This window comes from Nostoc sp. (genome assembly GCF_036918245.1).
Taxonomy (GTDB): domain Bacteria; phylum Cyanobacteriota; class Cyanobacteriia; order Cyanobacteriales; family Nostocaceae; genus Nostoc.
In genome coordinates, this window is sequence record NZ_JBALEF010000053.1 from 1 (window position 1) to 18755 (window position 18755).

Annotated in this window: 22 protein-coding genes and 1 tRNA gene; 12 read left to right on the forward strand and 11 right to left on the reverse strand. The window is 41.2% G+C overall.

Translation table 11 applies throughout. From position 1 onward, the window contains the following. Nucleotides 1–140 precede the first annotated feature (140 nt). Nucleotides 141–404: a hypothetical protein gene (locus tag V7L12_RS14045; protein ID WP_104907192.1), complete on the reverse strand. Its 264-nt coding sequence runs from the start codon at nt 402–404 to the stop codon at nt 141–143. A gap of 324 nt (nt 405–728) precedes the next feature. On the opposite strand from V7L12_RS14045, the gene V7L12_RS14050 reads away from it, so the two are divergent. The 3 genes from V7L12_RS14050 to V7L12_RS14060 all read left to right on the forward strand — a co-directional run bounded on the left by V7L12_RS14050 (nt 729) and on the right by V7L12_RS14060 (nt 2823). Further along, the gene (locus tag V7L12_RS14050; protein WP_335084900.1) at nt 729–1217 is read left to right on the forward strand and encodes a DUF1499 domain-containing protein; all 489 of its coding nucleotides are present in this window, start codon (nt 729–731) and stop codon (nt 1215–1217) included. Between the two features lie 340 nt (nt 1218–1557). Next, nucleotides 1558–1629 (forward strand) — tRNA-Val (locus V7L12_RS14055). A 732-nt stretch (nt 1630–2361) separates the two neighbouring features. Beyond that, nucleotides 2362–2823: a hypothetical protein gene (locus V7L12_RS14060; protein WP_335084902.1), complete on the forward strand. Its 462-nt coding sequence runs from the start codon at nt 2362–2364 to the stop codon at nt 2821–2823. Between the two features lie 5 nt (nt 2824–2828). On the opposite strand, the gene V7L12_RS14065 is transcribed toward V7L12_RS14060, so the two are convergent. The 4 genes from V7L12_RS14065 to V7L12_RS14080 all read right to left on the reverse strand — a co-directional run bounded on the left by V7L12_RS14065 (nt 2829) and on the right by V7L12_RS14080 (nt 4109). Next, entirely contained in the window at nt 2829–3167 is a 339-nt protein-coding gene (locus V7L12_RS14065; RefSeq protein ID WP_335084904.1) for a type II toxin-antitoxin system PemK/MazF family toxin, read from the reverse strand. Next, on the reverse strand, nt 3154–3378 hold the full coding sequence (locus tag V7L12_RS14070) for a ribbon-helix-helix domain-containing protein (RefSeq protein WP_334821333.1): 225 nt from the start codon (nt 3376–3378) through the stop codon (nt 3154–3156). Before V7L12_RS14070 ends, V7L12_RS14065 begins: the two co-directional genes overlap by 14 nt. 264 nt (nt 3379–3642) lie before the next feature. Beyond that, entirely contained in the window at nt 3643–3996 is a 354-nt protein-coding gene (locus V7L12_RS14075) for a XisI protein (RefSeq protein ID WP_335084906.1), read from the reverse strand. After that, nucleotides 3984–4109, reverse strand: a complete 126-nt coding sequence (locus V7L12_RS14080; RefSeq protein WP_335084907.1) for an element excision factor XisH family protein — start codon at nt 4107–4109, stop codon at nt 3984–3986. The genes V7L12_RS14075 and V7L12_RS14080 overlap by 13 nt, the downstream gene beginning before the upstream one ends. Here V7L12_RS14080 and hisC point away from each other — a divergent pair. Continuing rightward, complete coding sequence (hisC, locus tag V7L12_RS14085; protein ID WP_335084909.1) at nt 4102–5151, forward strand: histidinol-phosphate transaminase; 1050 nt, start codon at nt 4102–4104, stop codon at nt 5149–5151. The two genes, V7L12_RS14080 and hisC, sit on opposite strands and share 8 nt — an antisense overlap. Before the next feature lie 18 nt (nt 5152–5169). Here hisC and V7L12_RS14090 read toward each other — a convergent pair whose 3' ends face one another. Then, nucleotides 5170–7278: a caspase family protein gene (locus tag V7L12_RS14090; protein ID WP_335084911.1), complete on the reverse strand. Its 2109-nt coding sequence runs from the start codon at nt 7276–7278 to the stop codon at nt 5170–5172. 172 nt (nt 7279–7450) lie between these two features. After that, nucleotides 7451–8629 carry a sulfate adenylyltransferase gene (gene sat, locus V7L12_RS14095; RefSeq protein ID WP_335084913.1) on the reverse strand — a complete coding sequence of 393 codons (1179 nt, stop codon included), beginning with the start codon at nt 8627–8629 and terminating at the stop codon, nt 7451–7453. A 192-nt stretch (nt 8630–8821) separates the two neighbouring features. On the opposite strand from sat, the gene V7L12_RS14100 reads away from it, so the two are divergent. The 3 genes from V7L12_RS14100 (at nt 8822) to V7L12_RS14110 (ending at nt 11360) form a co-directional block, all read left to right on the forward strand. After that, nucleotides 8822–9475 (forward strand): Uma2 family endonuclease, encoded by a 654-nt coding sequence (locus tag V7L12_RS14100; protein ID WP_335084915.1) that lies wholly within the window; start codon nt 8822–8824, stop codon nt 9473–9475. Between the two features lie 161 nt (nt 9476–9636). Continuing rightward, a complete protein-coding gene (locus V7L12_RS14105; protein ID WP_335084917.1) occupies nt 9637–11085 on the forward strand; it encodes an SMI1/KNR4 family protein in 1449 nt (482 codons plus the stop codon). 5 nt (nt 11086–11090) lie between these two features. Continuing rightward, nucleotides 11091–11360 (forward strand): type II toxin-antitoxin system ParD family antitoxin, encoded by a 270-nt coding sequence (locus V7L12_RS14110; protein WP_335084919.1) that lies wholly within the window; start codon nt 11091–11093, stop codon nt 11358–11360. 12 nt (nt 11361–11372) lie between these two features. Here V7L12_RS14110 and V7L12_RS14115 read toward each other — a convergent pair whose 3' ends face one another. The 3 genes from V7L12_RS14115 to mnmA all read right to left on the reverse strand — a co-directional run bounded on the left by V7L12_RS14115 (nt 11373) and on the right by mnmA (nt 13250). Next, entirely contained in the window at nt 11373–11774 is a 402-nt protein-coding gene (locus V7L12_RS14115) for a hypothetical protein (RefSeq protein ID WP_335084922.1), read from the reverse strand. Continuing rightward, a complete protein-coding gene (locus V7L12_RS14120) occupies nt 11764–12108 on the reverse strand; it encodes a hypothetical protein (RefSeq protein ID WP_335084926.1) in 345 nt (114 codons plus the stop codon). Before V7L12_RS14120 ends, V7L12_RS14115 begins: the two co-directional genes overlap by 11 nt. Before the next feature lie 86 nt (nt 12109–12194). Then, on the reverse strand, nt 12195–13250 hold the full coding sequence (mnmA, locus tag V7L12_RS14125; protein WP_335084930.1) for a tRNA 2-thiouridine(34) synthase MnmA: 1056 nt from the start codon (nt 13248–13250) through the stop codon (nt 12195–12197). 329 nt (nt 13251–13579) lie between these two features. Here mnmA and V7L12_RS14130 point away from each other — a divergent pair, with 329 nt between their 5' ends. From V7L12_RS14130 to V7L12_RS14145, 4 genes are all read left to right on the forward strand, one after another. Further along, entirely contained in the window at nt 13580–14491 is a 912-nt protein-coding gene (locus tag V7L12_RS14130; RefSeq protein ID WP_335084932.1) for a hypothetical protein, read from the forward strand. A gap of 145 nt (nt 14492–14636) precedes the next feature. Beyond that, nucleotides 14637–15611, forward strand: coding sequence for a cysteine synthase A (locus V7L12_RS14135; protein ID WP_335084934.1), 975 nt, complete (start codon nt 14637–14639; stop codon nt 15609–15611). A 73-nt stretch (nt 15612–15684) separates the two neighbouring features. Continuing rightward, nucleotides 15685–16023, forward strand: coding sequence for a (2Fe-2S) ferredoxin domain-containing protein (locus tag V7L12_RS14140; RefSeq protein ID WP_335084940.1), 339 nt, complete (start codon nt 15685–15687; stop codon nt 16021–16023). A 49-nt stretch (nt 16024–16072) separates the two neighbouring features. Then, nucleotides 16073–16987 (forward strand): DUF5331 domain-containing protein, encoded by a 915-nt coding sequence (locus tag V7L12_RS14145; protein ID WP_335084936.1) that lies wholly within the window; start codon nt 16073–16075, stop codon nt 16985–16987. Nucleotide 16988: 1 nt separating this feature from the next. Here V7L12_RS14145 and ygfZ read toward each other — a convergent pair whose 3' ends face one another. After that, nucleotides 16989–17984: a CAF17-like 4Fe-4S cluster assembly/insertion protein YgfZ gene (ygfZ, locus tag V7L12_RS14150; RefSeq protein WP_335084938.1), complete on the reverse strand. Its 996-nt coding sequence runs from the start codon at nt 17982–17984 to the stop codon at nt 16989–16991. A 655-nt stretch (nt 17985–18639) separates the two neighbouring features. On the opposite strand from ygfZ, the gene V7L12_RS14155 reads away from it, so the two are divergent. Continuing rightward, a partial coding sequence (locus V7L12_RS14155) for a reverse transcriptase N-terminal domain-containing protein (RefSeq protein ID WP_335084941.1) occupies nt 18640–18755 on the forward strand: 116 nt, incomplete at its 3' end.

Genomic DNA, 18755 nt, shown 5'->3' on the forward strand with positions numbered 1-18755 from the left:
TTGGCATTGCAGAGGGACGCATTAACATTGTATTGGGATGCAATGGCATTGCAGGGGCACGCATCAACATTGTATCGGGACGCATTGGCATTGCAAGGTATTGCCAAATTTAATTCGTTACAAATTAATGAAATGCTGTACTAAGATACTTTTGGTTGCTGCCATAAAATGAGTTTCAATTCAGAGCAGTAGTAAGCCTCATCGCTGATTTGGTGTTCGTGGTTAGCTATCCAATCATAAATTTGTGTAGCTTTTGCTAATGCCACTTTTTCTGAGCGATAAAGCTGAGGAGTAGGGCAGTAAGCTTGGCCATTGATGTGTATAGCTGCAATCTGCCAATAATCGCTCTCTGGTACAACTTCTAAAAACCCGTTACTGTAAGGCTGGATTATTCCTATGTTCATCTACAACCATCAAACTTTCTAAGATTGGCCACAACAAAGCCGATACCAGCCAATTCTTCTGAGTCAAAGCTGGAATCACCAGGGAATGCAGTCGCAACCCCTGCTAATGATTTTGGGTTCGTAGTCAATGGAAATCTGAATTATTGGTCACTTTTTTGGCTTGATTCCGTTATTGGCAGCAACAATGGCAAAAGGGACTGGTCGGCGAGGCTACATTGTGATTGCCCAAACTCAGAGTGTGGCTGGATAAATGATAATCTGTAGAGCGAATCGGTAACTCTCAGTACTCACCCGAAATAACCGAACAAAAGGAGTAAATTTATTATGTACCGTCTGCTAACAACGTTCCGGCAGCGATTCTTACGGAGTATCGCTTTTGCAATACTCTTAACTTTGATTAGTAGTTTAATACTTCCTGGGGCTACTTGGGCAGCTTCTAGCTTGGGAGTTGATAATGGTCATCTTAGTTCTTGTCCGGCTTCAGACAACTGTGTTGTCAGTCAAAACGCAGATAAAAAACACGCCATCAACCCGATTCCTTATCATGTAGACCGCAATGCAGCTAAAGAAATCTTACTAAAAGTTATCGGTGTTGTTCCTCGTACAGAAATTGTAGAACAAACAGATAATTATATCCACGCTCTTTCTAAAAGCCGCATCTTCAAATTTGTTGATGATGTAGAATTTTATTTACCTCCTAATGAGTCAGTAATTCATCTGCGATCGGCTTCTCGCGTGGGAGAGTCTGATCTCGGTGTCAACCGTAGACGAGCCGAGCAAATTCGTCTGGCTCTACGCGATTTAAACATTTAATTTTGTCGCTACTTGTTCTCATTTAACTGATAGAAGTGCGATCGCAATACCATTTAAAAATTTATATTTCGTGGGGAAATGTCAGACTATCTGCAATGATTGTGCTTTCCATACCTTAGTAGAAGAAGCGATCAAGTGCATTCACCCTGACGAATCTAGGGTTAATTGTTCTACCGTCATTTTCTGCAATTCATTTGAGCCAGCACTCATAATTGACAGTCCTTGCGTGACATACGGCAATGATGAAAAATAACGTCAAAAGTGTAGGCGCAGCAAGTCAGCCTTTGGCATTTCAGCTTACGTCGCTATTTAGTAAATTATGGTAATATAAATAGGTCTTGGGCGATTAGCACAGGGGTAGCGCACATCCTTCACACGGATGGGGTCACTGGTTCAAATCCAGTATCGCCCACTTATACACAGTAAAGTTTTCAGCTAACTAGCTTCGGTTTCTTAACCCCAACTTATGCAAGTTTATGCAAGTTTGGGTCAAGCTGCTTATTAAGTTATGTAAATCAGTGAGTAATTCTTGAGAATCTAAACTCTCAAGCTTGATTGACACTTTAATCTTTACTAAGTATGGTTGGTAAATATTGGAACCAATACATATCCCTTGACTGACTTTCCAATTCCGCCTCCTGGTTAGGATTAGTGCGGAAAGTAAAGTTAAGTAATTTAACTTAGAATCCTTATTCTGGCTCTTTGGATTATTGTGTGCGGGAATCTAAGTAGATTTAAGCTGTCAATGTGGCAGAAAATTTAACTTGCAAAAATGAACTATTCTTAATAATTAAGAAGGCTTAAATTGTGAGCTAAGGTTTATCAACCTTCTATTTTTATTTGTTTAGTTTTTTAAAGTTCGAAAAAATATCTTTTAACTCATCCAAAATACGTTCATAGTCTTTGATATAAATTTGTTGTTTTTCAGGGATGTTTTAGGAATAATTCTAATCCTATTGGTCAGCAATAACATTAAATCATTACTCTTCTCTAGTTGGTCAAGGAAGGACTTTATTAATTTTCCTTACTTGATTACATTATAGTAAAGTTACTAAATGCAAACAAATAATTAATTGCTACATTCAAATTAAATAAAAATATCTATATATTAGTCAACATTTATTTTTGCTATTAGGAGATACAAATGAATGCTGAAAAATCAAATGGAGAAATGTGGCTGGCATTAATAGCTCTCACCATATCATTTGGAATACTAGGAATAGGAGCAACATTACCAAGAGGTAGCAAAGCAGGAGGATTAACCTTATGTGAAGCTTCTACAGGAGTAAGAGGGTATCTATCAGGTATAGTAACCTCAGTAACTAAAAAGAATGGAGACCTACTAGTAAACCTAACAGAAGGAACTCAAGGTTGTGGTGGTTTACTTATGGCTGATTACAATGCCAAAGGTAAATTACTTCCTGGTAATAGAGTCAAAGTTAAAGTCAAAGTATTAAAAGAAGGAATGTATCAATTAGTAAGTAATGACATATTAATTGATCCAACCGTAGTAGACACTCAAGGAGCAACAGAAAAACCTGAAAAAATAGAAATCTTAATCAGACAAAGACCGGAATTTGGTACTGGAGATACTTATGCATTATAATTTGCCTACTCCAAACCTAAATGCAACTTGAGAGCAGCATCAACTAATTGCATCAAATCCTGATTCAAACAACCTACCCCATCTCCTAAAATGCGCTGCTTTGAAATCGTGCGTACCTGCTGCGCTTGTACCTTAGAAGGTTTAGATAAACCACTGTCCTCTGGATTCAATAAAACCTCAAAAGGATAAACACGACTGACGTTAGAGGTAATCGGTAAAATTGTCACCGTACTAGCCGCACTGTTATTAGCATCATTGCTCACAATCAGTACAGGTCGGCGTTTATCCATTTCTGACCCCACTACTGGGCTGAGATTAGCATAATAAATTTCACCACGTTTCATCTGTTAACCCATCCCCTACCGTCAAATCCCAATCTGGGTCAACTTCCGCCGAAGCTTGGCGGTAAGCCTGCTCTAATTCCTGATAGCGCAGTAACTCCAGTGCTAACTCAATGACTTGGGAGCGAGATTTACACCCCTTTGTCACTTTGTAATTCTCAATAAACTGCATCAAAGATGCTGGTAAAGAAATAGATAGTTTTTCCGATGACATGGTATTACCAAAAGGTAATTAGATTTTTCTTACTTTATAGTAGCTAAAATAGTAGGAAATCAACTTAAATCCTGGCGAATAGAATAAAAGTTAGTTAAAAGGCGGTGGTTATCAAGGTGTTAGTCAGTTAAAACTGACTTGGGCTAACCTCCCCGAAATTGATTGCGGGGTGGTTGATGTGAAAAACTGCAGTGGAAAAGGGAACTCTTTAATTAATTCGTAATTCGTAATTAACAATAAATCATAGTCATTTACCCTGCCTCTTTAGGCTGTAGCAAATTCTGTGAAACCTCTTTTACTAGGATGATGGAAGCCTAAAACAATATCGCTTTGGGGTATCCCGGCTGATAACAAATCATCAACAACGCATAAATTAGTTGCATCTTCTTCCACCCAAATTTTGCCGTTCTTAATGCAGAGATACATGATAATATGCTGTATCTGCTTTTTGCCATCCCAGCCAAACCGAAACCAAATATATTGATCTCTTTCTTCATCAAAAGCCAAGCGATCGCTTGCTTCCACTTCTCCAGATTTTGCAATTTCAGCATTAGTCATTTCATGATATTCAATAAGTATCTTCTTAATAGCATTGCGGTATTTTTCTATCTTATCCATTGCTGAATCTCCTCCTTATCTGTATTGAAGACTATTAATAGAAGTTGATTTTGATTGATGACTGCTTGTACAGATTTTCGTTGAAAAAACTTATTACCATGCCCTATGACCAACTACTTTCGCTCTAACGTTGATACAATGGCTAGCTATGTTCCTGGTGAGCAGCCTCAACGCGGTACACCAATTATTAAACTTAACAGCAACGAGAACCCCTATCCTCCTTCGCCTGCGGCATTAGCTGTGCTACGGAATATTGATGGTGAGTGGTTGCGGCGGTATCCAGAACCCTTTGGGGGAGAGTTTCGGCAAGCTGCAAGTAAAGTTTTAGAAGTTCCTAGTGATTGGATAATTGTCGGAAATGGCAGTGACGAATTGTTGAGTGTAGTAATTCGAGCCTGTGCAGAACCTGGGAAGAAGGTAGTTTATCCGATGCCTACTTACGTGCTATATCGCACATTAACAGAAATGCAAGCGGCGGAAATTATTGAGATTCCCTACAGCAAAGACTACAGTTTACCTTTGGAAGAATTAGTTGCTGCTAATGGGGCGGTAACATTTATTGCGTCACCCAATAGTCCATCGGGCCATCTGGTGGCAACAAATGATTTGCGAAAATTAGCCAGCCAGTTATCTGGAGTTTTAGTGATTGATGAAGCATACATAGATTTTACTGAAGAGAATGCATTGGCTTTGGTTAAGGAATACGAAAATGTCATCGTGATTCGGACACTATCTAAGGGGTACTCGTTGGCAGGATTACGATTAGGCTTTGGAGTGGCGAATCCCAAACTGTTGCAGGGATTGTTTAAGGTTAAAGATAGCTATAACATTGATGCGATCGCTTGTGCAATTGGTACGGCTGCCATCACTGACCAAGCTTATAAAAATGCTTGTGTAGCAAAGATTAAGGCATCACGGACTAAGTTAGCAACAGACTTGAAACAATTAGGTTTTCATATCTGGGATTCCCAAGCTAACTTTTTGCTGGCGCAGCCAAGAGAAGGAAACGCAGAATATCTCTATCAAAAACTCAAGGAACGGGGAATTTTAATCCGCTACTTCAAGCAGCCTGGACTAGATGATAAATTACGCATCACTGTTGGGACAGATGAGCAAAATCAGGCTTTAGTAGAGGCACTAACTACAAACCTTTAATTATTCACACCCACTTACTTACAACACTTGAAAACTAAAGCTAAGACTTGCCCAATTATTCACATCCAAGCTATGTGAATCGACTGTTGTGCTGTTCATCTCCGTTTTGAGGGCACTAGCGTTATGTAGGTCTTGTAGCAAGGCTTGTACAACATCTAAAGAATTCAACAATGGGCCAATTGGCCCTTCTTCGGCTGTGGAATACTTGGCAGTGTTTAAGGCGGCGAGAGTTGCGTTAAAGGGGGCAGTACTAAAAATCAGTTGGTGTTCGCACTCAGAAGCTGGCCCTGAAATCACCCATTCAAAAGCAGTATTAGTTTGGGGTAGGGTGAGGGTTTCACCTGGAGCGATGACGACTTCTTTCAGGAGAGGCTTGGTGTCCGCAGTATTTGGTTCTTGGGGGGTTTCCCAAGAATAGAAGGCGATCGCTGTATGATTATTGTTTAATCCCAGTAAGATTAAATATACTGGGCGATCGCTCTGGTTTTCTACCCGATATTGCATTCGACTACCGATAGGGACAATCGGAGTAGGGAGTGATTTTTGAATCGAAGTTTCAGTTTTGAAAGTTCGTACTGTTTCGCGCTGCATGATAACGCGAGGCGATATGTTGTTAATTATTTCTAAGGTTGTCTTGAGAGCCAAGCGGGAAGAACCTTGATTTTCTGTCAGTCGCCATAACTTGGCTGCTAGCAAGGTTGATAATTTTGGTGCTAACTTTTGCACTGTTAATTTTACTGCTTCTCCTGCTTCCCCCGTGGCATTGGAAATTAGTTCGCCACTAAGAGAAAATAGCCCATAGCGACTAGGTGTTTGCTGTAGTTTGGCAAATAAATAATCAGCTGGTTTTTCCCCTACGACTACGGTGGAGACATGGGGAAATGCAGCAAAGGCACTTGTGGCGTCTACCCGCTCAATTCTTTCCAATCCAGTATCTAAAGCAATTATTAAATGGATATTTTGGGATAAAACCCGGACTGCTTCTTGGACAAGTTGCCCGACTTGTAGGGATACACCTTCAATTTGGGAAATTTGCGCTTTTGCTGTTAACCCAGTCCGCGATCGCAATACTAATTCTTCTGTTGTTGTTCCTAAGGTGAATCGAGAATTAACTCCGTAGTATAGCAGCACTTGGGGGGGTAATCCTGCTAACCACAGATGGACTGTTTTGCCGTCTTCTTCAATCGCTCTCACCGCGCCTTCTGCACCAATAATACCGTCTGGCGGTAAAGACGTTAGATGTTGATTTTTTTGACTATTTAATAACGCTGGTTGCTGTTTACTACCCAATTTGGATAGAGAATTTTCCATATCCGAAAGGGCGACTTGAATTCTGGTAGTTGGGGTGAATTCCCACAAATACTGCGTCAAGGCGTAGGTAAATAACCCAGCACTAAAACCAGAAAAGAGTTCTTCCCTGGCAGGCTGCTTGGGATTTGAGGTAGCTGCTAAGACAATCGGCGTGCTGGGTAACTTCTGAGTTTTAAGTTGTTGGAGAAAGTCAAGTTCTTCTGCTGCTAGCTTTGTCTCTACTGATTCTTGAAGGGCGCGACTTTTTAATCCTAATAGTGGGGTTGGCGCATAATAGCTAGTATCTAATACTGCTGTGACTTGTTCTGTAGGGAGCGATCGCAATAATAGCAGTAGAGTTTCTTCTAATATGTAGTTGACTATTTTCTCATTTTGTGAATTATGACTGACATTACCTGGCACCAGAGCATTTTGGATTGTTTCTGGCGATGTCTCCAATTTGACACGACTGCCATAGCCGCTAAAGTGGAAGACGACCACATCACTGGGTTTAGCTTGCTTACCCAGATGATCTAAAAAAGCCGCCTCAATGAATTCTCTACTAGCTTCTTCCTCAGTTAAGGTTAGGATATCTGACCCTTGGAAACCAAAGCGATGAATCAAAAGTTCTCTTTGTAGTTCCACATCCGTCAGACAACCACTGAGGGCTGGAGTTTTTGGGTATTGGTTAATACCTATTAACAATGCCAACTTGCGCGGACTGGGTTGTGCCAAAGCCTGATAATAGCGATTTCCTAAAGACAACCACTCAGCTTCAGTTATCCCCAATACTGCCAGTATTGAGCCAATTCTCTGTAAAAACGTGCGACGTTTCATAATTAGCTATCAGCCCTCAGCTATCAGTTAGCAGCTTACAGGGCTGAACTCTGTATTGTAAAGTTACAAAAGCGTGGGGAGTAGGGAGTAGGGAGTGGAGGAGCAAGTGAGCAGGGGAGAATAATTTATAACCAATGCCCAATGCCCAATGCCCAATGCCCAATGCCCTAAACTAAACCGTTACTTCTATCCGCATTGCCCGCGCCAACTCAGCTGCTACCTCTGGACGGGAAAATTCTGGTGGAGGTAACTCACCACGCCGCAGCATTTCGCGGACTTTTGTCCCCGATAGGTGAATGCGTTCTTCTGGCCTGCTGGGACTGGTTTTAGATGTTGCCATCTGCTTAGTGCGCGTGCAGTAGAAAGCGTGTTCAAATTTCATCGGCACAATGCCTAATTCACTTGGTGCAAATTCATCAAAGATATATTGAGCGTCGTAAGTGCCGTAATAGTCACCGACACCAGCATGATCTCGTCCGACGATAAAGTGAGTACAGCCGTAATTTTTGCGGACTAAAGCATGGAAGATGGCTTCACGAGGGCCAGCATAGCGCATTGCGGCGGGATTAATTGCCAAACTTACCCGATCTAAGGGGTAGTAATGTTCCAGCAAAATTTCATAGCAACGCATCCGCACGTCAGCAGCGATATCATCTTCTTTGGTCGCCCCGACTAATGGGTGCAAAAATAAACCATCAACGATTTCTAAAGCGCACTTTTGAATATATTCATGGGCGCGGTGGATGGGGTTGCGAGTTTGAAAGCCGACGATGGTTTTCCAACCCTTGTCTTGAAATAGTTGCCGTGAGGCAACTGGATCAATTTGGTAAGTGGGAAACTGGGGATGAGGTTCGCGTTGCAACAACCAAATATCACCCGCCAGATTTACAGTACCTTGGTTATAGAGTACTTGCACGCCCGGATGATTGACATCATTAGTACGGTAGACTTTTATTGCTTCGCGGATTTTGTCGTAGTGATATTTTTGCGTGAGTTGCAAAACTCCGATAAATTCGCCTATCGAGTTATCCAGACGGATTAAGCCGCCTTCTGGCAATGGAGAAGCTACTTCTTCGCTTACCGATAGTGTAATCGGGATTGACCAGACAAGACCGTTAGCTAATCGCATTTCTGTCACAGTGCGATCATAGTCTTCCTGGTTCATAAAACCCGTCAGCGGACTAAAAGCACCGATCGCAATCATTTCTAGATCGGAAACGGCGCGATCGTCTAGTTGCACTCGCGGCAAAAAGTCAGCTTTTGAGAGAAACTCTGCTCTTTGTTCTGGTGTGGCGATACGGTTAACCAACTGTCCACCGTGGGGGGCTATGGCATCTGGATTGTGACTCAACGTAATCCCCTCTTTACTTTTACTGTTATTGTTTCAGATTATGTACTAACTTATCAAATGCTGGTACGTAGAGAAAAAGAGTTTAGGGAATAGAAGAAAATTTTGCAACTAGCCTGTAAGCGATCTGATTAGGTTACGCTAAAGCTAATCCAGCCTCAAGTTTCAGAATAGTTCCTGTATTTGGAATTGCTTATGACTGCTGTATCCCTTGTTGTTAAACCTGTTAGCCAAATGCGGCTAGCGCCTGGTAGTACAGTGAATATCCAGGATATAAGTTGGGAGGAATTTGAGTCTATTTTGCAAGAACTGGGGGAAAAGCGATCGCTACGAGTTGCTTACAGCAAGTTTACGTTAGAAATTATGGTTCCTCTACCCGAACACGAAAAATCAAAGGACTTAATTTCGGATATTGTAAAAATCTTGCTGAAGATTGCAGGGAAAAGTTATGAACCCTTCGGTTCAACCACCTTTAAGCGGGAAAATATAGCGGGGGTAGAACCAGATGCTTGCTTCTACATCCAGAATTACCAAAGAATGATCGGTCGTCGCAAACTGGAACCAAACGATCCACCTCCTGATTTGGCAATTGAAACAGATGTGACATCAAAAACAACTCTTGATGCATACGTTGCGATCGCAGTTCCAGAACTATGGATTTACGATAGTAAAAAACTGAGGATTTATTTACTCAGAGATGGACATTACATCGAATCTGATAACAGTCCTAACTTTCCAAATATCCCTCTAACTCAAATTGTTGCCGCTACAATTGAACGAGCTTGCCAAGTAGGAACCGTACAAGCTTTGAAAGAGTTTGAAGGGGCATTAGATAGAAGTAGTTTTTGATAGAAAGCACGTAGTCGTAGCTCCCCGCAAGTATCGATTTTGCCAATTATTCCTAGTATCAATACGGTTCAATTAAGGAAATTTATCTTTTAAGGCATGGAAAGCAGGGGGAGAACAAAAGCTTAACTAAACTGTATTGTTATCTTTTCTGAATCAGTTTTATGACAGTAATTAAAGAAAATTTAAAGCGAATCTGGGATTGCTTAATAACAAAAGCACCTGAAATTACCTCATTACTTCAACCAGGATTAAAGCCTGAAGAAATTGATGAGATAACAAAAGATTTACCTTTTAAATTACCAGAAGAAGTTTATGAAATTTATCAATGGCGAAATGGCTTGTTAAAAGGAGTTGGTCTGTATGGTTGGAAATTTAGGGAATCATTTATTGATTTTGATTCTTTACAAAATACAATACAACATCTTAAAAAAATAATTATAGCTGGTCAGCCTACTTATTTTATAATAATTTTTTCTTTGGCGCATGAAAACGGAGGAGATTTTTTTACTGTTCCTATTGGTCGAGAGATATCTTCTGTTATTATTTTGTATGATGATGATGACTTTCTTGAATCTGTTGATTATCAGAAAGAATTTCTACCCAAGCTAAACAGCAATTTAATTGAAAGCGTAAACACTTCAGCAGAATTTATTTTAAAAGATGATTTGTTTAAAATCCGAAAAGCTTACAACAATCTGAGAAATTTTATTGCAGAAATAGCAGACTGTTGTGAACAAGGATTTAACAGGTTAGAAATAAATGAATATGGTTATATTTTTGTTTATCTAAATAAAGAAAAGTGTAATTTTATTCATTACAGACATAGAGCTGCAAAGAAAAACATATACTGTTTAACCTTAGAACAAGAAGGACAACTTTCGGAAAAAAAGCAAAGTTGGCTAAATGTAATCAATACCCGTCTAAACCATCAAAAAGCCGCTAAAATTATTCGAGAATTATATGCGTATGTTGGAGAAGAGATACCAGATGTAGTTTTTGTACCTAGCTTTTACACTGCACATCTAGGAATACTAAAAAAATCAGATTTTTTAGAACAAATCCGAAATAATTATCTTGCTAAAAAGCTAAAATCTTTATATTGGGATTTGTTACTAATCCCTTTTGACTATCTTTTGGCACAACCTGTAATTACTTCTGTTTTAACTTCCTTAAAATCTGAATTGTCTGATTCTTTAAACAATTTGATAGAAGATGATTTGAGACTTGAGATCACAGATTTTTTTCAAGATGAAGTTAGTCCTATTTTTCAAAAAGTAATTCAATTATTATATTCTGGAATTAAATATGACTTAATAGATACTTTAGGAGATAATTTTATTGAAGTTAATCTTAGGTATAACTATATTTTGGGTAATGAAGACTTTATTAGTTCAGCAGCACTATTTGAATTTGCTCATCTTTTAGGAGTTAAATTTGACGAGCAAAAGTTAAATTTGTTTGTTTCATACTGTCGAGAAATATGGTGTATTATTCCTTTCGATAAAACTATTATAGTTTGTGAAAAGCCTCAAATAACATGGCAAGAAAACTTTTTCCCTAATAGCATACAACAACCTGATATCACTTTCCCAGATGGTTATAGCATTTAGAAAGTATGAAAAGTATAAATATATCTCTCCCTGACGCGATGCGGACTTATATAGAAGAGAAAGTGGCGACTGGTGGCTACAGCAGTGTCAGTGAATATTTCCGTGAGTTAGTGCGCCAAGACCAAAAGTGTCAAGCTGCTGAACGTTTGGAAGCGATGCTTTTAGAAGGTCTAAATTCTGGGAATGCAACTGAGATGACTCCTGACGATTGGGACGACATCCGCCAAGCTGTGGGGGAAAGAATCGCCAAGCATAAAGGGTCAAACCAAGATTAATCAGTAATGATTTTAGTCACTCTGAAACTGCAAATATTCCAAAAGTAGTAAGCGCAAGTAATCTAAGGTTCTAATATAACTCTTTATCTGTTCATAATTGCCATTACTGCCAAAATAAAAACTCGCAATCTGAGGTATATTTAAAACTCGCATAGCTTGTAATTGCTCAATTGCCTGGTCTTGATTGACAATTTGACCTGTGCTTTGAATTTGACTTGCATAACCTCTGAGATTTACTGTTAAAAGTTCAAGTTCTTCTAAAAGTGAAAACTCTTCATCTTCTGCTGGAAACTGAATAGAAATTTCTTGTCGCTCGCCTCGTGTATTTTGATAAGTATTAATCAACTGTGCTAATAATTGAATAATATTTTTATTAATCAATTCTTGCTGATTTAAAATTGCTTTAGTCATCATTGACTCCATAAGTAACTATCTTTTCAGTACCATATTGGTCAGGTCTAACAATCAGATATTCATTGCCTTTACGGTATACAGCTGAACTATCTCCACGATATCCAGTTTTCGGAACTCTAATCGCTCCTTTTTTATTAAAGTTATGAGCTTTGCGTAGATACTTTAATGGGTCAATTCCTTTTCTATCAGCATGGTCTAAGATACTTTGGGCAACACTGGTATAGGTAGCAGCATTCCACTCACTTATGTATTGTTGAATCTCTGTCGTCTCTGTAGAAGTATAGCCTTCTAATAGCTGTATCAAAAACTGGTCAGAGATAGGTTTTTCCGGCATATATCCCATTTAAAAATAAAAATACCCCTCCTTACAAGTGAGGAAGGGTGGTTTTGCTTTATGCCAAAATAGGGTAAGAGTTATTTTTAACTAAACTGTTCAATAATTCCGCCACCTAACACTTTCTCGCCGTCGTACCACACCGCCGCTTGTCCGGGAGTGATGCTAATTTGGGGTTCATCAAACACCAAACGTACACGGGAGTTTTCCAAAGGAATCACTGTAACTGGTGTAGGCGTTGAACGATAGCGAATTTGCACTTCGGCATGAATTGGAGTTGATGGTTCAGCAATAGAAACCCAGTTTACCCGATTTACAGTGCATTCTGGCTGAGTTACCTTAGTGCGATCGCCTACTACTACCTTATTAGTTTCCGCATCTAATTCAATCACATACAACGGTTCAGCAGCAGCAATCCCCAAGCCTTTGCGCTGGCCAATGGTGTAGTGATGGACACCATCATGCTGTCCCAAAACTTTGCCTGTAACATCGACAATATCGCCTGTTTTGGGAGCTAAATATTTATCCAAAAACGCCCGCATGGAACCGTTACTTTCCACTAAGCATAAGTCTTGACTTTCTGGCTTATCAGCAGTTTTCAGTCCGTATTCAGTCGCAATCCGGCGGGTGTCAGTTTTTTCTAGTTCGCCCAGAGGAAATATCGTTGCTCTTAGTAAATCTTGAGACAAATCATAGAGAAAGTATGACTGGTCTTTGTTGCGGTCAACAGCCCTTAATAATTGGTAACGTCCAGTTGCTTCGTCATAGCTAATTCGGGCATAATGACCAGTGGCAATGCGATCGCATCCCAATTCTTCACGAGCATACTGCACCATTGGCCCAAACTTCACCGTTTTATTGCACTGAGAGCAAGGTAAAGGTGTAATCCCAGCACTGTAACCTGTCACCAGGTAATCGACAATATGCGTCTGAAACAGATCCCGAATATCGACAATCTGATGGGGAACGCCCAGTTGTTCACAGATATCAGCGGCGTCGATCATACCTTCAGAGCAACATTGACCTTTGCCTTTCATTAGCCAAAGAGTCAAACCAATCACTTCATAGCCCTGATGGTGCAGGATAGCTGCGGCGGTGGAACTGTCAACGCCACCAGAAAGACCAACGACGACTTTTTTCATACAAAGCACGACACGATAGCTGCGTGGTTGTCCAATTGTAGCACATACTCTTCAAAGCCTTGCTACTAAAGCGCTTCAGTTTTAAAGTCACTGAATTAGCGTCGGCATAGCCCATCCTAGATATCGCTATTCACTCTTTCATCTAAGATTAATTACAGATGTATTTTTTGCCACGCAGATGAGCTAACTTTACGTTAACGCTATATAGTTGCTACAAGGGTGAACTAATTAGTTCCTGATGGAAATTACCTAAAAATACTGTGACTACTTTCTAACTTATTATGTCGAGTATGTCGAGAGGAATATCAAGTCAATTTATCCCATTTCAAATGCCGCGCCAAAGTTCTGAGGGTTGGAAGCCCACTATCAGACTTCTCTTTTTGTTAGTGGGAGGATGCTTAGTACTGATTCCCGACTCTACCCCAGCACAAGCACAAATCTTCAACAGCAACGTGCTATTGGCTCAAGAAACTGGTGAGATTTTACCGCCACCGCCAATTCCCTTTGGTCAACAGCCATCACCGCAGTTACAACCAAGTCAAGCAGAGGACTTCAATCAACCTGAAGTTAACTTTCAGCCCTCCCAACCATTACAGAACAATCAATTTGAGCAGAATTTTCAGCCACCTCAACCATTACCGAACAATCAATTTGAGCAAAATTTTCAGCCCTCTCAACCTTCACAGTTTAGTCAATATAACCAGAACTTTGAGCGCTATTTAGTTTACGTTGATGGTAGTAATTTCCAGACACTAGAAGCAATACGTCAGATTGAACCCAGTGCTTACATTCGCCAGTTCCAAGGTCGGACTGTAATTCAGTCAGGAGTTTTTAACAGAGTAGCCAACGCCCAACAACGGGTGAATGAGCTACAGTCACGAGGCATATATAACGCCCGAATTATCAGCTTTGGTAACGGACAGGAAATAAATGCAGACAATGGCAACTATAACTATAGAGACGATCGCAATAATATAAATGCTAATAGACGAGTCTCTAGATATTATGTCGCCATTCCCACCACTTCCGAACAGTTAAGAGCGATCGCAGCACAAGTTAGGCAGAATTTAGGCCGATTTACCCAAGATTTAGGACGATCTGGCGGAGTCCTCGAAAGGACGCAACCACGAGGCCCGCATGTAGCAGTAGGGCCTTTCCAAAATCGATTTCAAGCTGAAGAATGGAACAAGTATATCCGAAATATCGGATACGGTAATGCCAGAGTTTACTACGGAAAGTGAATAAGTGGAGAGTTAGGAGTGAGGGAAGTACACCAACGGCAAGCCCTCCAATGTAAGTATCATAGAATTTTAGGCAAATCAGTTGTAAATCATACTACAGCTATCAGCCAAAATTTTTATAGAGACTCACACAAGTACAGTCAAAATGGATATAAAGAATGGCTTCGTTGGCGCTGTTGGCAATACCCCTTTAATTCGCTTAAACAGTTTTAGCGAAGAAACAGGCTGTGAAATCCTTGCGAAAGCAGAATTTCTCAATCCTGGGGGTTCCGTCAAAGACCGCGCCGCACTTTACATCATCGAAGATGCAGAAAAGAAAGGTCTACTCAAACCTGGTGGTACTGTTGTAGAAGGAAGCGCTGGTAATACTGGCATTGGACTAGCACATATTTGCAACGCCAAAGGCTACAAATGCCTAATTATTATTCCTGATACCCAGTCACAAGAAAAGATAGATGCACTGACAGCACTAGGAGCAGAAGTTCGTCTCGTCCCCGCCGTACCCTACAAAGACCCGAACAACTACGTCAAGCTATCTGGCAGAGTAGCTGCTGAGTTGGAAAATGCCATTTGGGCAAATCAGTTTGATAATTTAGCCAACCGCCTCGCCCACTACGAAACCACAGGGCCGGAAATTTGGACGCAGACAGATGGTAAAATAGATGGATGGACAGCTGCAACTGGTACTGGTGGTACTTATGCTGGTGTAGCATTGTACTTAAAAGAACAAAATCCAGAAATTAAATGTGTTGTAGCCGATCCGCTGGGTAGTGGACTTTATAGCTATGTCAAAACTGGCGAAATCAAGATAGAAGGAAATTCCATTACTGAAGGCATCGGTAACGGTCGTGTCACAGCCAATATGGAAGGCGCACCTGCTGATGATGCCATCCAAATCGATGACCAGGAAGCTTTGCGAGTAGTTTACCAACTGCTGAGGAAAGATGGGTTGTTAATGGGCGGCTCAACGGGTATTAATGTTGGGGCAGCTGTTGCTTTAGCGAAGCAATTGGGGCCAGGACATACCATTGTCACCATCTTGTGTGATAGTGGTTCCCGGTATCAGTCGCGGATATTCAACCCGGAATGGCTAGCCTCAAAAGGACTTTCAATAGATTAGTCATTAGTCATTAGTCATTGGTCATTAGCTTCCGACTTCTGACTTTTGGCAAATGACAAATGACAAAGGACAAATGACCAACATCACTCAACCATCAGACTTCCTAAAAATAGATCAAGACTCTTCTCCTAAATGTGTGCGGGTTTGTCAAAATCGTACTTGTAAAAAGCAAGGTGCAGTCAAGGTTTTAGCAGCTTTTACAGCTTTGCCAATCCCTGGTGTAACTGTAACGGCTAGCAGCTGTTTAGGACAATGTGGCAATGGGCCGATGGTGCTGATATTACCCGATATGGTCTGGTATAGCGGCGTTCAACCGGATGAAGTATCTTTACTGATAGAAAATCATTTCCTAGGTGGTCAAAGAGTCAAACAGATGCTCTATTATCGGTTTCATCCCCAGAAAGAAAGCTAAATTTTCAATATTAAGGTCTGCAATCTTTTTGACTGAAGTGAGGCATCCAATGAATATCCAGCAGCTGCGTCAATCCTTAAAACAAAAGTGGCTTATTTACTACAAACAAAATATTTCCTGGCTGGTCAAAATGCGAATTTGGGCCACTTACAATGGTCTGCGCCGTCCTCTCTCCGGTTTTATTTTGGCAACACTGTCTGTTTTGGAACCCCAGTTTGATGAAATACTTTCTTTTATGCTGGATCTGAATAACGATCCAGATAAAATAGTCGCTGCTTTAGGTCTTAACTTCAATCCTGATCAAGAGTTACGTTTAATCAAATCAGACTATTCCATAGCTACCAGCCAAGCTGAAAACGAGCCGCTAGATGAGAAGTATTCTGAGGATAAACATCTTACCAAGATTGCGTCTAATTCTCTTGCCAAAACTCTAGACTCCAACTTGCCAACCCCTGAGAAACTTGTGCCATCATTTACAGCTACTACTGAGGTAGTTCGTACACGCCAACCTGAGTTGGTAGTTGCATTTGCTACTAAAATTGCTCCAGATACTCCAGCAAAAACACCAGCCTCCGGTTTTGTAAGCGAATATCAACCACTACAATCGCCCCTTGAACGCCTCCCTTCAGGAAACTCGCTGACAATGACTGCTGAGGTTAACACCAAAGCCAAAACTATGCCATCTGCGGCGTTAGCTACTGAGGTTAAAAGCAACCCGCCATCTAACCGAATCCCTGTAGGTGCATTCCTGGCAATTACCACTGAGATTGACAGTAATGGCAAACCAGTGCGATCGCTAACAATTACTACTAAGGTTAAAAGCAACGACAAACAACCGAATATTCAACCACAAGAGTTTAAAAGCAAAGTAAATTTACCAACTACAAATGCCCATAGTATAGCTTCTTGGGTAGATGAATTTTGTTACGGTGCTAGGGATAAAGAGAAAGATATTTTGATTTGAATTACGGATACTCGTGAGAAACAAACGGGATTTCTACTATTTCACCCTCAGTTTCTCCCACTTTGACTTTTAATCCTACACCACCAGCTTTGGTGCGAATGTAACCTAGTCCAAAGTAACCATCAGCTGTTTGGGTGTAACTAGTAAGTTTGCCGACCTTTTCATCTCCAACTGCGATCACACTTCCAACTTCCACAGGGGCACTGAGGCGAACACCAAGCAGGTGTTGTTTTACACCTTTATATGTATTTAACCGAGCAATAGTTTCTTGCCCAATATAGCAACCTTTAGTAAAAGAAATTGTTTGCCACAAGCCAACTTCCAGAGGATTGTAATCATCTGTGAGTTCTGCATCTGGGGCGGGGCGGCCTTGTAAGATTCGCAAGGCATCCCAGGCGCGATCGCTCATCTCTACCGCCCCAGCTTCTAACAGTTTGTTCCACACCGTTTCTTTGTCAGTATAGGGGAAAGTGAAGGTGTATCCGGGCGCCGCTAACCCGCTACCCACAGCAATTCGCACGCCCTCAGCCGGAGCGATCGTGTATACTTGGTGACTACCGTAAGGTTGGCCGATCAGTTCGCCAATACCCAACTTTTCAATTACAGCGTCGCTTCCTGGGCCAATCAGGCTGAAGGTGTTGGTGTATTGGGTAATATCAGATAATTCCACCTTATCTGCATAGAAAATATATTTATCCAGCCATTCCATCAAAAACTGGCGGCGGTTAGGTGAAACCAGCAAGATTACTGCATCTTCTCTAACGTAAGCGGTTACTAAATCAATTGTTCTGGCTGTGGAAGTGACAAAAACCGTATCACAACCTTGTCCTGGCTTGAGTATTTGGAAATTGTTAGTACTTTGGTTGTGTAAGAAATTGAGGCGATCGTCGCCAGCTACTTTAATACGTCCCCAGGCGGTGCGATCGCAGATTGCAACCCCAACTCTGGCGGCTTGGATAGCTGCTGCGTCTTGATCGTCAAGTGTAGATGTTGGCATGGTGGTGCGAATCGTTGGCTAGAAACTAAAATCCAGAAGGGTTTGGAGGATTAGCCGCAAGGTACAGAACCTTCTCCCAAAGGGAGAGGCTGCGCCAAGACAACTGAATGACCATGTAGGTGAGAGACAGTATCCTAGAACCCTCAAATCCTACCACGTAGGTGCAACGGTGAAAGCATCACCCCCAGGTTTGAGATTAGCTATCAAAGCCTGAAGCGGGGTGAAAAGGTGGTACTACTGATAGCCTAAGTTGGTAAGCATCGAGCAAAGTACCCATGAGTAAAGCCTCGGATTGAAGATGCGATTGAATCGTCGTTACAACAAACCAGCGAAATAAGGCTAAACGCGCTGGAGCCAAAAGGCACAGGATAAGGAACTGGCAAGTCCCCATTTGACCAGCAAGCACTTCCAATAAACCCGGCGAATAGCATCACTCTAAAGGTACATAGTATGGTCATTCGGAACGAGATAACCTCTCGTTTGCTCTCAGGAGGTCAAATACCTGAGTAGGTGCTAACCGCAGCGAGTAGGAAAGATTAAGTCAAAAGCCAATGTCTGGGGTAATGCCCAGAATATGCAAACAGACTTACGGGGATTTGGAAGATAAAGTCCCAAGTAGTGAGTATATATGTCTAATACACAATCTCAACAACTGATGGTGGAATGGCATTCTATTAACTGGCGCAAGCTAGAGCGTAGCGTGTATAAGCTCCAAAAGAGAATCTTCAAAGCTTCTGAACGTGGTGACATTAAAGCAGTCCGTAGACTCCA

Bases quoted from the DNA above. Each gene is read 5' to 3' on its own strand.
- V7L12_RS14060 (WP_335084902.1), top strand. From the start codon at position 2,362: ATGAATGCTGAAAAATCAAATGGAGAAATGTGGCTGGCATTAATAGCT.
- V7L12_RS14050 (WP_335084900.1), top strand. From the start codon at position 729: ATGTACCGTCTGCTAACAACGTTCCGGCAGCGATTCTTACGGAGTATC.
- V7L12_RS14115 (WP_335084922.1), bottom strand. From the start codon at position 11,774: ATGATGACTAAAGCAATTTTAAATCAGCAAGAATTGATTAATAAAAAT.
- V7L12_RS14105 (WP_335084917.1), top strand. From the start codon at position 9,637: ATGACAGTAATTAAAGAAAATTTAAAGCGAATCTGGGATTGCTTAATA.
- V7L12_RS14140 (WP_335084940.1), top strand. From the start codon at position 15,685: ATGACCAACATCACTCAACCATCAGACTTCCTAAAAATAGATCAAGAC.
- V7L12_RS14065 (WP_335084904.1), bottom strand. From the start codon at position 3,167: ATGAAACGTGGTGAAATTTATTATGCTAATCTCAGCCCAGTAGTGGGG.
- V7L12_RS14135 (WP_335084934.1), top strand. From the start codon at position 14,637: ATGGATATAAAGAATGGCTTCGTTGGCGCTGTTGGCAATACCCCTTTA.
- hisC (WP_335084909.1), top strand. From the start codon at position 4,102: ATGACCAACTACTTTCGCTCTAACGTTGATACAATGGCTAGCTATGTT.
- V7L12_RS14075 (WP_335084906.1), bottom strand. From the start codon at position 3,996: ATGGATAAGATAGAAAAATACCGCAATGCTATTAAGAAGATACTTATT.
- V7L12_RS14145 (WP_335084936.1), top strand. From the start codon at position 16,073: ATGAATATCCAGCAGCTGCGTCAATCCTTAAAACAAAAGTGGCTTATT.
- V7L12_RS14110 (WP_335084919.1), top strand. From the start codon at position 11,091: ATGAAAAGTATAAATATATCTCTCCCTGACGCGATGCGGACTTATATA.
- V7L12_RS14090 (WP_335084911.1), bottom strand. From the start codon at position 7,278: ATGAAACGTCGCACGTTTTTACAGAGAATTGGCTCAATACTGGCAGTA.
- V7L12_RS14100 (WP_335084915.1), top strand. From the start codon at position 8,822: ATGACTGCTGTATCCCTTGTTGTTAAACCTGTTAGCCAAATGCGGCTA.
- ygfZ (WP_335084938.1), bottom strand. From the start codon at position 17,984: ATGCCAACATCTACACTTGACGATCAAGACGCAGCAGCTATCCAAGCC.
- mnmA (WP_335084930.1), bottom strand. From the start codon at position 13,250: ATGAAAAAAGTCGTCGTTGGTCTTTCTGGTGGCGTTGACAGTTCCACC.
- V7L12_RS14070 (WP_334821333.1), bottom strand. From the start codon at position 3,378: ATGTCATCGGAAAAACTATCTATTTCTTTACCAGCATCTTTGATGCAG.
- V7L12_RS14130 (WP_335084932.1), top strand. From the start codon at position 13,580: ATGCCGCGCCAAAGTTCTGAGGGTTGGAAGCCCACTATCAGACTTCTC.
- V7L12_RS14120 (WP_335084926.1), bottom strand. From the start codon at position 12,108: ATGCCGGAAAAACCTATCTCTGACCAGTTTTTGATACAGCTATTAGAA.
- V7L12_RS14045 (WP_104907192.1), bottom strand. From the start codon at position 404: ATGAACATAGGAATAATCCAGCCTTACAGTAACGGGTTTTTAGAAGTT.